The sequence below is a fragment of the Wenzhouxiangella sediminis genome, from assembly GCF_003410055.1.
In the GTDB taxonomy this organism is placed as follows: domain Bacteria; phylum Pseudomonadota; class Gammaproteobacteria; order Xanthomonadales; family Wenzhouxiangellaceae; genus Wenzhouxiangella; species Wenzhouxiangella sediminis.
The window spans coordinates 1-11,761 of sequence record NZ_QUZK01000014.1 but is presented as its reverse complement, the minus strand read 5'-3'; the positions used below and the strand labels follow the sequence as shown (position 1 = coordinate 11,761).

Below are 11,761 nucleotides of genomic sequence, written 5' to 3'. Positions count from 1 at the left end.
ATGCCGACGGCGGCAATGCCCGAGGCCGTCCTGTTCGACCTGGACGGCACCCTCATCGACTCGGCCCCGGATCTGCTCGCGGCGCTCGACCATGTGCGCGCGGGTCTCGATCTTCCGCCCGGCGATCATCAACGACTGCGCGAGCACGTCTCACGCGGCGCCGCCGGCATCCTGGGCGCGGGCCTCGAGGGCTGGGCCGATCGTCCCGAGGCCGAGCGCGATCGCCTGCGCGAACAATTGCTGGATTTCTATGCCACGCATTGCTGGACACATTCTTCGCCGTTCCACGGCATCGAAGAGCTGCTCGAGAAGCTGAGCGGGCAGGGTGTTCGCCTGGGGATCGTCACCAACAAGATCAGCCGTTTCGCCGAACCCGTGGTCGCACACGCCGGCTGGGCGGACCGGTTCGGCTGCCTGGTCACCGGCGATCGGGTGGTCCGGCCCAAGCCCGACCCGGAGCCCGTGCTCGCGGCCTGCCAGGCCCTGGGCGCAAGGCCGGACCGGGTCGTGTTCGTCGGCGACGACCGACGCGATGTCGAGGCCGGTGCCGCCGCCGGAACGCGGACCGTGGTGGCGGCCTGGGGTTATCTTCCCGCCGGCGAGCGGCCGGAAGCATGGCGGGCCGACGCGGTGATCGATCACCCCGCCGAGCTGCTCGGGCTGTTCGGGACGCGACGGGCCGGCTGATGGAGGCGCCCCTGGACTGGAGTCGTGCGCGGATGCTGGGTCGCGGCAGTCCGCTGGCGGCGTCGCTGCATTTCGCGCCCGAACGGTGGCAGGACGGGATCGTGGCCCTGCGCGCGGTCATTTCCGAGATCGCTGCCGTCCCCGATACGGTCAGCGAGGCCGACGTTGGCCGCAAGAAGCTTGCCTGGTGGGGCGATGCCCTGCGTGATCGCGCCGCTCACCCGGCCGTCGAAGCATTGGTGGCCAGCGGGGCGGCCGATCGCATCGCGCCGGCGCGTTTCGATTCCCTGATCGGCAGCGTTGCCGAAGTCCTGGAAAGCCCCCGCTTCGAGCGACAGGAAGACGCCTGGCGACACTGCCTTGCCCTCGGCGGACCGGCGGCCCGGCTGGAGGCCGAACTGGTCGATGCCGACGATGTGGACCGCGCCGACTGGTCGGCCCTGGGCGCATTCGCCTACCTGGTCAGGCTGGTTCGGGACATCGGCGTGGACGCGCGCGCCAATCGCTGGCTCGTACCCCTCGATCTCCAGGCCGAGTACCAGGTGGCGCGGCAGGACGTGCTCGATGGTTCCGCCGGGCGAGGCTGGGACGGCATGATCCGCGCCTGGCTGGAAGAGGGCTCGAGACAGGCTGTCGCGGCAAGGGACGGCATTCCGGCCGACGTCGCGTGGCGTCAGCGCCATCTGCTCGTGGCGCACGAACTCGATCTGCGGATGGCGCGGCTGCTTGCGCGACATCCCCGACGCATCCTGGAGCGCCGGGTTCGGACGGGGCATGCAGGCAACGTGTGGACAGCCTGGCGGGCGGCCAGACGTTTGCGGCGGGCGGTTTGAGCCGGATCGTCGCGCCCGGCTTCAGTCCGAGCTGATGATGTCGGGACCCTTGCCGGCCGATTTCTCGTAGACGCCCTTGCCGATCTTGCGGTACTGGGTGAAACCGGCTTTTTCCACCTCGCCGGTCGACGGCGCGCGCGAGTTCTGGCCGGCCAGGCTGGGCGGCGAGATGAGCCGGCGTACTTCCTGCCCGCAATAGGGGCACTTCTTCATCGGCGGATCGCCGATCTTCTGCAGGATGGTGACCGGCTTGCCGCAGTAGTCGCAGCCGGCGTGCGGATCGGTGCTGACGTATTCGTAGAACGGCATGGCCCGATTGTACCGCCCCGGGCGCGGCCGCAACAGCGGCCCGGCGCCCTCTCGAGGGGGGAATCTGAGACAATGCTCGGCCTGCAAGGATCCGAAACGGGGAAGAGCGAGTAATGACCGAATCGAGCAAGCCCGTCTGGCTGGTGACCGGCGCCGCCGGAGCGCTGGGCAGCGCGCTGGTGCGCCGGGTGATGAACGACGGCGCCGACTGCATAGCCGTCGACCGACAGGCGCAGGCCCTGGATGCCCTTCACGACGAAATCCAGGAGACGCTGGGCCGGGCGCCGGCCCTGATGCCCATGGATCTCGCAGGGGCCGGGCCGGACGACTACCAGCGCCTGGCCGAAGTGCTGGAAGGCGAGTTCGGGCGCATCGACGTGCTGGTGCACAACGCCGCCAGCTTTCATGCCCTGCGACCGATGCTGCAGCAACAACCCGGCGAGTGGCTGGAGATCATCCAGACCTCGCTGACGGCGCCCTACATGCTCACCGCAGTGCTGGCACCGCTGATGTCGGCGGACGCCACGATCGTCTTTATCGGGGACGAGCACTGCCTGGACAAGCCGGGCGGCTGGGGAGCCTATGGCGTGGCCCAGGCCGGCAGAAGGCAGATGGCCCGCGTGCTCGAGGCCGAACGCGCGCGCAGCGGCGCCAGGGTTGTCGAGGTCGATCCCGGTCCCTTCTACAGCCGTCTGCGGGTGGCGGCCTGGCCTTCGGATTCGCCCGAGCACCTTCCGAGCCCGGCTTCCGCGGCCGACAGGGTTGTCGCGGCGGTTCGCGAGGGCGATCATTCCTGACGACGCATTCCACGAGTAGAGGAGCGATCATGTCCGACGACCTGTTCTTGAAGATCATCGACCGCGAGATCCCCGCCGACATCGTTCACGAAGACGACGAACTGCTGGCGTTTCGTGACATCGACCCGAAGGCGCCCGTGCACATCCTCGTGGTTCCCAAGCGACGGATTCCGACCATCAACGACCTCGCAGGCGATGACGCCGGCCTGGTCGGGCGGATGGTGCTCGCCGCCAGGCAGATCGCCAACGATGAAGGCCTTGCCGACGACGGCTACCGGCTGGTTTTCAACTGCAATGACAATGGCGGACAATCGGTATTCCACATCCATCTGCACCTGCTCGGGGGACGGCAGATGCAATGGCCGCCGGGCTGAGGCTTCGCCACCGCGCCGCTCGGATGCCCGTGGTCAGCCCTGCTGCGTTTCGGGAAGGCGGCTGCTGAGGAATGCGCCCGCCAGGCCCATTCCGGCGAGGATCAGGATGATGCCCGACGTCGGCATGACGGTGGTGAGGGCGCCCACGCTGCCCGTCAGAAGCAGCACTACGCCGATGACCGTATTGCTCACCGCGACATAGTCCGTACGCTTGTTGCCGCCGGCCAGGTCGACAATGTAGGTCTTGCGGCCCAGCCGGACCCCGGAGTGGGCGATCGCCAGCAGAAAGAAGAACAGGGGATAGAGCCACGCGCTGTCGGCCACCACGGGCAGGCCGTGAACCACGCCGACCAGAAGGATTCCGACGAGAGCGGCAGCGGCACCGGCCAGGATCATCACGCGTCGGCTCGACGCGTCGGCGAATCGTCCCCAGAACGGCGCGGACACCAGGCTGGCGATGCCGTCGGCGATCACGAACAGGCCCAGCACCAGCAGCGCGCCTTCCGTGCGCTCGTGAGCCAGCATGATGAAAAAGGGCGCGCTCAACGAGGAGCAAAGCAGCAGCGAGCGGGCGATCACGAAGCGCCGGAAATCGGGATCGGTCCGGAGCAGGTCGAGGCGCTTGATCGCCTCGGCCAGGGCGTTGCCGCCGCCTTCGGTGGCGCCCGGGAACTCGCGGATCATGGCATAGCTCGCCGAGGCGACCAGCCACAGTCCGGCGGCGATGGCGAGCAGCACCAGGTAGACGCCGCGGTCGCCGCCTCCGTTGCCGTCGAAGAGCAGCACCACGCCGACGCCGATGGTGATCGACCCGGCAAGGAACTCCGACCAGCCGCTGACGCGACCCCTGCGGGTCTTGGGCACGGTCTTTCCGAGTACGTCCTTGGACGCCACCGAGCAGAGGCCCCGCGAGAGGCTGAACAGCACCAGCGCGGACAACAGACCCACGCCCGCGGCGGTGCCGGTCAGGGTGACGGCCACCAGAGCCATGCCCACGACCGCCAGGGCCTGGAGCACGCTGCCGAGGACGAAGGTCCACTTCCTGACCGCCTGGCGCCTGACGAAACTGGCGATGAGCAGCTGGGGAATCAGCGAACCGGATTCGCGCACGGGTACCAGGAACGCGGTAAAGACGCCGGGCGCCGAGAGCGCGGCGAGCAGCCACGCCAGGATCGTCTTGGGATTGGCGATGGAATCGCCCAGCTTGGTGAAGAACTGCGTGATCACCTGCAGGAAGAAATTGCCCGGGACGACCCGGCAGGCGTCGTCGTCGATGTCCTTGCAGACGCGTGCGTCTTCCTCGTTGACCAGCTTCTGGTAGATGCCCTCCAGGCGGGTGCTGGCAAACAGCCGTTCCCTCATGGCGTTCCGGCCGGTGCGCCGGCCTCATCGAGGCGCTCCTGGGTCGGCGCGGGCTGGTAGGGCGTGACGCGCAGGATCACGCCCAGCCATTCGGAATCGAAGTATTCGAAGCGCCCGGGTCGGATCGTCCGGCTCTGATCCAGCCTGTGGACATCCAGTTCCGGTTCCCTGGGACGGGTGGGCCAGGGCGGCCAGGACGATGGACCGATTTGCTGGGGCACGCGCCAGTCCAGGGTCACGTCGGCGTGCATGAACTGGCGTTGCCGCAGACGGATGATGCCGTCGAGCCGGTAGTGGAAAGCCGGAGCCAGATCTTCGGCGGCGCGCACCGGCTCGCCCCGGCGCAGCATGCGCCCGGAAGGCGTCACGGTCACCCAGTCCGCGGCAACGGGGACATCGTCGTGGATTCGGACCGCCTTTGCTGCGGTCGACTCATCGAGCGGCTGGTGCCAGCCGAGCCAGGCGCGAACCCGGAATGCGCCGGACTGCTCGAGACGGGTCCTGGCCTGGGCCATCGGGTCGGACAGCGACTCCAGCGACAGCCAGGGTTCGGGATACAGCAGCGCCTCGGTCAGCGACTCCTCGCCGCTCTCGAGGCTGGCGATCGTCTCGACCATGCTCAGGGCCGCTTCAAGCTCCGTTTCCGAAGACGGTTCCTCGCGTTCCAAGCGCTTGAGTTCCTGCTCGCGGGCAAACGCCTTCCAGGCCGGATCGAGCGCGCCGGCATGGTCGGCGGGTCCCGGCGCCGGCCAGGCGTCGGCCTGGCCGCCGGCATGGGTGAAGACAATCGCCTCGACCCGGTAGAAGGCCCGCTCCGGGCCCTCGTCCTGGGCGTGCGCGGGGACGGCCGCGGCCGCGCAGGCCAGGGCGATGAGCAGTATCGACAGCGTCGGTTTCATGGCGCAAGAGTGTAACCGAGACTTGCGCACATCGGCATGTCGGCTGTCTGTTATCTTTTTCCATCCTCCAAGTCAATTCCGGATAGCGTCATGATTCGAACCCGCACCATCCTCCCGTCGCTCCTGCTGCTCTGCGCGTGGCTCGCGCAGCCGGTCTTCGCCGACGGCATGAGCCTGGAACAGATCGCCCGTCTCAGCGAAGTGCAGGAAGTGGCGCTGAGCCCCGACGGTCGCCGGATCGCTTTTACCCGCGCGGTGCCGCGAGACCTGGCCGACCAGGAGGACGGTCCCGCCTGGCGGGAACTGCACCTGATCGACTCCGGGGGCGAAGTGCGCGGCTTCATCACCGGGGAAGTGGATATCGGCAATATCGGCTGGACGCCCGACGGCGCCGCCATCACCTTCGTCGACAAGCGCGAGGGCGACGAGCATGCCGCCTTGTATGGCATTCCGGTAGACGGCGGCGAGGCCCGGCGCATTGCCGGCGCCGGCGATGGCGTGATCGACTACAGCTTTGCGCCGGACGGCAGCGCGGTCGCCCTGGTGGCGGGCGAGCCCGAAGGGTCGGATAGGGAAGCGCTCCGCGACAAGGGCTTCGACGCAATCGTCTTCGAGGAGGAGATGAGGCCGCGTCATCTCTGGGTCCACGATCTGGCCGGCGACAGCGAGCCTCGCCGCATCGAGATGGACGGATCGGTTCAGGCGGTGGACTGGTCGCCGGCCGGGGACCGGCTGGCCCTGCGGGTAACGCCCCGCCAGCTCGTCGACGATACGCTCATGTTCCAGCGCGTCCGGATCGTGACGCCGCAGGGCGAGGAGTTGGGCCGGGTGGAAAACCCAGGCAAGCTCGCCGACGTCGCCTGGAGCGACGACGGTCGTCATCTGGCGCTGATCGGCACCGAGACCATCAAGGACACCCGGGCCGGCAGGCTGCTGGTCACCGACGACGGCGGCGGCGAATGGACGCATCTCATGCAAGGTCTGGAAGGTCACGTCATCGATGTCGACTGGGAAGGCGAGCGGATCGTTTTCCTCAGCCACGAGGGCGTGTCTTCTCGCATCGGGCGCATTGCCGCCGACGGCAGCGGCGAGGAAACCCTGCTGTCGGGCGACGACCTGATCGCGACGTCGATCGACGCAAGCGGTGATCGCATCGCGTTCGCGGCGTCGTCCCCGGAGTATCCCCGCGAGGTGCATGCTCTCGCCGGTGACGATGCCGATCGGCTGACGAACGGCAACTCCTGGCTCGAGCAGGTGGAGCTGGCGCGCCAGCAGGTCGTCGAGTACGAGGCGCGCGACGGACTGATGATCCAGGGCCTGCTGGTCTGGCCGCTGGATTACGAAGAGGGCGAACGCTACCCGCTGATACTCGCCGTCCACGGCGGACCGGAAAGCCACTACTCCAATGGCTGGCTGACCAGCTACAACCTGCCGGCGCAGCACGCAGCCGCGGAAGGCTATTTCATGTTCTATCCCAACTACCGGGGCAGCACCGGGCGCGGCGTGGAGTTCGCGCTGCGCTCACAGGGCCGTCCGGCCAGGGAGGAGTTCGACGACCTGGTCGACGGCGTCGACCATCTCATCGAGCGCGGCTGGGTCGACGGCGAGCGCGTGGGCATCACCGGCGGTTCCTACGGTGGTTACGCCACGGCCTGGGGAGCGACCTACTACTCGGAGCGTTTTGCCGCAGCGGTCATGAACGTGGGCCTGTCGGACAAGATCGCCATGCTGGGCACCTCCGACATCCCACAGGAACTCTACGAGGTTCACTACCGCACCTGGCCCTGGGAGGACTGGGACCTGTACCGGGAAGCAAGCCCCATCTACTACGTGGAGCGGGCGCAGACGCCCATCCTGATCCTGCACGGCGCGGCGGACCCCCGCGTCGATCCCACGCAGTCGCGCATCCTGTATCGCTACCTGAAACTGCAGGACGATCCGCCGCCGGTTCGGCTGGTGCTTTACCCCGGAGAGGGGCACGGCAATCGAAGGGCCGCCAGTCGCTGGGACTACAGCCTGCGACTGATGCGGTGGATGAACCACTACCTCAAGGGCGAAGGCGGTGATCCGCCGCCGAGGGACCTGGATTACGCCCCGTTCGAGTAGCGGGCCGCAAGGCGAGGCGGGCACCGGCCCGCCTTGCCGCTGGATGCGGGAGGCGATCAGTCGAGGGGATCGACCGATACGCGCACCCGGATGGCGTCTCCCGGGCGGTAGTCCATCGTGGTTCGATGCAGCCGTCCGCCGTATTCGTAGGTGACGCGGTAGCCGCGGTTCACGGGGCGCTCGCGCCAGTCTCGCTCGATTCTGCAGCGTTCGCGTACCACCGGGTGCCGCCGCCCGTCACGGGCCTTCGAAGCGTCGTGTCCGATGGCGCCGCCGAGCAGGGCGCCGGCCGCCGTGGCGGCATCCCGGCCGCTGCCGCTGCCGAACTGGTTGCCGATGACGCCACCGATGATCGCACCGACCACCGTGGGTGCATGCGAGTGCCGGCGCTCCCTGACGTAAGCGGTTTCGGGCCTGCAGACTTCGCGATCGACCGGCGTGCGATGAACTTCCCGGATCGGCTCCACGTCCACGACCCGTGCCCACTCGTAGTCGTCGCTGCCGGCCAGGGCCAGGCTGCTCGCCGCCAGGGCGGCGCTCATGATCAGGAATCTTGTCTTCATCTTGCGTTCTCCATCGACTGGAATGAGGCTGTCGCTCAGCGTTGGGAGAAAGCCTAGTCGCCCATGGCTGAATCGCTTCTGAATCCCTGCCGGGCCGACTGTCGACAGCGGCCATTTGCCGATTCCCTTGCCGCTGGATTACGATGCATCCATGGCTGCCGCTCGAGGAGGCAAGCATGGCGGAGCACGAAACCGGCGCGATACGCAACGTGGCCCTGCTGGGTCACGGGGGTTCCGGCAAGACATCCCTGATGGAGATGCTGCTGGTCAAGGCGGGTGTTCTCGGTGAGCCGGGATCACTCGAACGGGGTACGACAGTCAGTGATTTCGATCCCCTCGAGAGGGAACACCAGCACTCCCTGAATTCATCGATCGCTTCCCTGTCGTTCGAGAATGTCCACGTCAATTTGTTGGACACGCCGGGCGATCCCGACTTCCGGGGACAGGCCCTGGCCGCCATGGGAGCGGCGGAAACCGCGGCCATCGTCGTCAACGCGTCGGCCGGCATCGAGATGTCGACCCGACGGCTTATGCGGCGGGCGAAGCAGCGCAAGCTCTGCCGCATCATCGTCATCAACCGGATGGATGCCGAGGGAGCGGATCTCGAGCAACTGGTGCGCGACATACGGGAGGAATTCGGCGCCGAGTGCCTGCCGATCAACCTGCCGACGGATAACGGCGCCACGGTCCGCGACTGCTTCTTCAAGACCGATGGCGAGACGGACATCTTTTCGGTGGCCGACGCACACACCGAGATCGTCGATCAGGTCGTGGAGGTCGACGAAGCGCTCATGTCACGCTACCTCGACGGGGCAGAGATCGACCCGCAATCTCTGCACGACGCCTTCGAGAAGGCGTTGCGCGAGGGGCACCTGGTGCCGATCTGCTTCACCTCGGCGTTGACGGGCGCGGGTTGCGGCGAGTTCCTGCGCTTCTGCCGGCATCTCCTGCCGAGCCCGCTGGAAGGCAATCCGCCGCCGTTCCGGAAAGGGCCCGACGGCGAACGGGTCGAGGCCAGTCTCGAGACCGACAGTCATGTGCTGGCGCACGTGTTCAAGGTCAGCAACGATCCCTATGCCGGCAAGCTGAGCATCTTTCGCGTCTACCAGGGAACGGTCCGGCCCGATACGCAGTTGTATGTCGGCGAGGGCCGGAAGCCGGTCAAGGCGGCCCACCTCTATCGGATCCAGGGCAAGGAGCACATCGAGGTCGATGAAGCCGTGCCGGGTGACATCTGCGCCCTGGCCAAGGTGGAGGATATCCACTACGACGACATCCTCCACGACAGCCACGACGAAGACCACTACTACCTCAAGCCGATCGACTTTCCCCAGCCGATGTTCGGTCTCGCCGTGGAGGCGACCACCCGCGGCAATGAGCAGAAACTCGCCGCCTCGCTGGGTCGCCTGGCCGAGGAGGATCCCTGCTTCCTCGTCGAACACAATCAGGAGTTGAACGAGACGGTTGTTCGCGGGCTCGGGGAGATGCACCTGCGCGTCATGCTCGAGCGCATGAAGCAGCGCTATAACGTCGAAGTCGAGACCCGGAACCCCCGGATCGCCTATCGCGAGACCATCACGCGACCGGCCGAAGGGCACTACCGCCACAAGAAACAGACCGGCGGCGCCGGCCAGTTCGGCGAGGTGTTCATGCGGGTCCGGCCGCTGGGTCGTGGCGAGGGCTTCGTTTTTCGCTCCGAGGTTGTCGGTGGCGCCATCCCCACCAGCTTGATCCCCGCGGTGGAAAAGGGCGTGAGGCAGTTGCTCGAGGGAGGCGCGATTGCGGGTTTTCCGCTCCAGGACGTCGAGGCCGTGGTCTACGACGGCAAGCACCATCCGGTCGACTCGAAGGAAGTGGCCTTCGTCATCGCCGGTCGCAAAGCATTCCTCGACGCGGTTCGCAACGCCGGGCCCCAGGTCCTCGAACCCGTGGTGGAACTCGAAGTCACCGTGCCCGACTCATCGATGGGCGACGTAACCGGTTCGCTGGCATCCAAGCGGGCCCGCATCCAGGGAACCGACAGCCTGCGCGGCGGACTGACGACGGTTTCGGCCGCCGTCCCCTTGTCCGCCCTGGCGGAATTCCCAACCGAACTCAAGAGCATGACCGGCGGGGAAGGGCGTTACACCATGTCCTTCTCCCACTACGACGCGGTTCCGGCCAACGATCAGTCCGAGTTGATCAAGGCATTCGAGGCGCGCGTGGGGGACGACGACTGAGCCGGGTCAGCTTCTCGTAAAGCTCGTCGGTGGCCTCCATGAGCTCCTCGATTGAGCCGCTGTTATCCAGGACATCGGTGGCCGCCGCCAAGCGGTTGGGTCGCGTAGCCTGGGCGGCAAGCATCGACTCCGCCTGGCTGCGGTCGACATTGTCCCGCTCGACAAGGCGTTCGATCTGCACTGACTCGGGCACGTCGACGACGACGACCCGGTCGGCATCTTTGAACAGCCCGGACTCGACGAGCAGAGGGACGACGAGCACCACGTAGTCGGCTTCCCGGTGCAGTGCGACCTGCCGGCGGGCTTCCTTCTCGATCAGCGGATGCAGGATGGCCTCGAGCCGCTCTCGCGCTTCGGGGCGAGCGAAGACGCGTTCGCGCAATGCCCGCCGGTCGAGCGCGCCCGATGAATCCAGTATTTCCGGCCCGAATGCTTCCACGACCCGATTCAGTCCGGGGCTGCCCGGGGCCACGACCTGACGCGCGATGAGGTCGGTATCCACCACCGGAACACCCCGTGCCGACAGGCGGTCCGAAACGCTGGTCTTGCCGCTGGCCACGCCACCGGTCAGGGCGACCAGCATGGGGCCTTCCTGCGTTCTTTGATTCGCGTTGCCAGTCATTTTGCCGAGCGGGCTCCGTTGAAACGTTCTTCACTCGTCCATCAAACTGCGGTAGTGTAATTCCCGCGGGAGGGTAGTTCGCAACACGGGGACAAGCAATTGACCGATATCCTGATTGTCGATGATCACGATCTGGTCCGCACGGGGCTGAAGAACATACTGGCTGGAGCGAGCGACCTTGAGGTCGCCGGCGAGGCTTCCACCGGCGAGGACGCCATCCGCCTGTCACGCAAACTCGAACCCGACCTGGTCCTCATGGACGTCGGGTTGCCCGGCCTGTCGGGGCTGGAAACCACCGAGAGAATCCTCAAGGCGCAACCCGATGTGCGAGTGATCGTGCTCACTGCGCACAGCGAACCGCCGCTGCCGGCCCGGCTACTCGATTCCGGTGCCTCGGGCTATCTCACCAAGGCCTGCGATGCAGGCGAACTCTTGCGCGCCGTTCGCAAGGTGGCACAGGGCGAACGCTACATCGGCGCCGACATCTCCCAGCAACTGGCCATCTCACTGCTGCCGGGCACGCCGCAATCGCCGTTCCAGGAGCTGACCGGGCGCGAACTGGAAATCGCCCTGATGCTGACCCAGGGCATGCGCATGCAATCGATCGGGGAAGTGCTCAACGTCAGTCCGAAGACGGTTGCCACGTACAAGTACCGGATTTACGACAAGGTCGGTGTGGGCAGCGAAGTCGAGCTGCTGCGCATGGCCCTGCGTCACGGGCTTGTTTCCGAAGTCTGACGTCTCAGGAACGCCCCGGGCCAGCCGGCCCGGGGCATCTACCTTGATCAGTCCCCGTCCTTGAGGCGGTAGATCCCGCCGCCTTCGGGAATGGCACCCGAGCTGTCCCGGCGACGGTCTTCGCCGCTCTTGCCCGAACTCTCACCGGATGAGTCCTTCTGCTGCTTTTGCTGGCCGGAGTCCGGTTTTTGCTCCGGCTTCTGCTCCGGCTTCTGCTCCGGCTTCTGCTCCGGCTTCTGCTCCGGCTTCTGC

General features: G+C 66.9%; 12 protein-coding genes and 1 pseudogene. 7 read left to right on the top strand and 6 right to left on the bottom strand.

Translation table 11 applies throughout. The features are described from left to right. Entirely contained in the window at positions 1 to 687 is a 687-nt protein-coding gene (locus tag DZC52_RS02600) for an HAD family hydrolase (RefSeq protein WP_116649559.1), read from the top strand. Further along, entirely contained in the window at positions 687 to 1,520 is an 834-nt protein-coding gene (locus DZC52_RS02595) for a squalene/phytoene synthase family protein (protein ID WP_181918737.1), read from the top strand. The genes DZC52_RS02600 and DZC52_RS02595 overlap by 1 nt, the downstream gene beginning before the upstream one ends. Positions 1,521 to 1,541: 21 nt before the next feature. On the opposite strand, the gene DZC52_RS02590 is transcribed toward DZC52_RS02595, so the two are convergent. Continuing rightward, positions 1,542 to 1,829, bottom strand: a complete 288-nt coding sequence (locus DZC52_RS02590) for an FmdB family zinc ribbon protein (protein WP_116649557.1) — start codon at positions 1,827 to 1,829, stop codon at positions 1,542 to 1,544. A 113-nt stretch (positions 1,830 to 1,942) separates the two neighbouring features. On the opposite strand from DZC52_RS02590, the gene DZC52_RS02585 reads away from it, so the two are divergent. Together DZC52_RS02585 and DZC52_RS02580 are read left to right on the top strand one after the other, a co-directional pair. After that, positions 1,943 to 2,626 (top strand): SDR family NAD(P)-dependent oxidoreductase, encoded by a 684-nt coding sequence (locus DZC52_RS02585; RefSeq protein WP_116649556.1) that lies wholly within the window; start codon positions 1,943 to 1,945, stop codon positions 2,624 to 2,626. Positions 2,627 to 2,655: 29 nt separating this feature from the next. Then, positions 2,656 to 3,000, top strand: coding sequence for a histidine triad nucleotide-binding protein (locus tag DZC52_RS02580; protein WP_116649555.1), 345 nt, complete (start codon positions 2,656 to 2,658; stop codon positions 2,998 to 3,000). Positions 3,001 to 3,033: 33 nt separating this feature from the next. Here DZC52_RS02580 and DZC52_RS02575 read toward each other — a convergent pair whose 3' ends face one another. Continuing rightward, complete coding sequence (locus tag DZC52_RS02575; RefSeq protein WP_116649554.1) at positions 3,034 to 4,362, bottom strand: MFS transporter; 1,329 nt, start codon at positions 4,360 to 4,362, stop codon at positions 3,034 to 3,036. Further along, complete coding sequence (locus tag DZC52_RS02570) at positions 4,359 to 5,261, bottom strand: CsiV family protein (RefSeq protein WP_116649553.1); 903 nt, start codon at positions 5,259 to 5,261, stop codon at positions 4,359 to 4,361. The genes DZC52_RS02575 and DZC52_RS02570 overlap by 4 nt, the downstream gene beginning before the upstream one ends. A 90-nt stretch (positions 5,262 to 5,351) precedes the next feature. On the opposite strand from DZC52_RS02570, the gene DZC52_RS02565 reads away from it, so the two are divergent. Next, positions 5,352 to 7,367 (top strand): S9 family peptidase, encoded by a 2,016-nt coding sequence (locus DZC52_RS02565; protein ID WP_181918736.1) that lies wholly within the window; start codon positions 5,352 to 5,354, stop codon positions 7,365 to 7,367. 56 nt (positions 7,368 to 7,423) lie between these two features. Here the strand turns inward: DZC52_RS02565 and DZC52_RS02560 are convergent, their stop codons facing one another. Next, positions 7,424 to 7,930 carry a glycine zipper 2TM domain-containing protein gene (locus DZC52_RS02560; RefSeq protein ID WP_116649551.1) on the bottom strand — a complete coding sequence of 169 codons (507 nt, stop codon included), beginning with the start codon at positions 7,928 to 7,930 and terminating at the stop codon, positions 7,424 to 7,426. Positions 7,931 to 8,106: 176 nt separating this feature from the next. Here DZC52_RS02560 and fusA point away from each other — a divergent pair, with 176 nt between their 5' ends. Then, entirely contained in the window at positions 8,107 to 10,149 is a 2,043-nt protein-coding gene (fusA, locus tag DZC52_RS02555) for an elongation factor G (protein ID WP_116649710.1), read from the top strand. On the opposite strand, the gene coaE is transcribed toward fusA, so the two are convergent. After that, complete coding sequence (gene coaE / locus DZC52_RS02550) at positions 10,112 to 10,732, bottom strand: dephospho-CoA kinase (protein WP_116649550.1); 621 nt, start codon at positions 10,730 to 10,732, stop codon at positions 10,112 to 10,114. The genes fusA and coaE overlap by 38 nt on opposite strands. Before the next feature lie 138 nt (positions 10,733 to 10,870). On the opposite strand from coaE, the gene DZC52_RS02545 reads away from it, so the two are divergent. Then, positions 10,871 to 11,509 (top strand): response regulator, encoded by a 639-nt coding sequence (locus DZC52_RS02545; protein WP_116649549.1) that lies wholly within the window; start codon positions 10,871 to 10,873, stop codon positions 11,507 to 11,509. Between the two features lie 47 nt (positions 11,510 to 11,556). Here the strand turns inward: DZC52_RS02545 and DZC52_RS15445 are convergent. Continuing rightward, positions 11,557 to 11,761, bottom strand: a pseudogene (locus DZC52_RS15445) (hypothetical protein); the annotation flags it as partial.

What these genes read in the sequence shown, in the direction of transcription:
- DZC52_RS02560 (WP_116649551.1), bottom strand. Translation starts at nt 7,930, where the DNA reads ATGAAGACAAGATTCCTGATCATGAGCGCCGCCCTGGCGGCGAGCAGC.
- coaE (WP_116649550.1), bottom strand. Translation starts at nt 10,732, where the DNA reads ATGCTGGTCGCCCTGACCGGTGGCGTGGCCAGCGGCAAGACCAGCGTT.
- DZC52_RS02595 (WP_181918737.1), top strand. Translation starts at nt 687, where the DNA reads ATGGAGGCGCCCCTGGACTGGAGTCGTGCGCGGATGCTGGGTCGCGGC.
- DZC52_RS02575 (WP_116649554.1), bottom strand. Translation starts at nt 4,362, where the DNA reads ATGAGGGAACGGCTGTTTGCCAGCACCCGCCTGGAGGGCATCTACCAG.
- DZC52_RS02570 (WP_116649553.1), bottom strand. Translation starts at nt 5,261, where the DNA reads ATGAAACCGACGCTGTCGATACTGCTCATCGCCCTGGCCTGCGCGGCC.
- DZC52_RS02565 (WP_181918736.1), top strand. Translation starts at nt 5,352, where the DNA reads ATGATTCGAACCCGCACCATCCTCCCGTCGCTCCTGCTGCTCTGCGCG.
- DZC52_RS02600 (WP_116649559.1), top strand. Translation starts at nt 1, where the DNA reads ATGCCGACGGCGGCAATGCCCGAGGCCGTCCTGTTCGACCTGGACGGC.
- DZC52_RS02590 (WP_116649557.1), bottom strand. Translation starts at nt 1,829, where the DNA reads ATGCCGTTCTACGAATACGTCAGCACCGATCCGCACGCCGGCTGCGAC.
- fusA (WP_116649710.1), top strand. Translation starts at nt 8,107, where the DNA reads ATGGCGGAGCACGAAACCGGCGCGATACGCAACGTGGCCCTGCTGGGT.
- DZC52_RS02580 (WP_116649555.1), top strand. Translation starts at nt 2,656, where the DNA reads ATGTCCGACGACCTGTTCTTGAAGATCATCGACCGCGAGATCCCCGCC.
- DZC52_RS02585 (WP_116649556.1), top strand. Translation starts at nt 1,943, where the DNA reads ATGACCGAATCGAGCAAGCCCGTCTGGCTGGTGACCGGCGCCGCCGGA.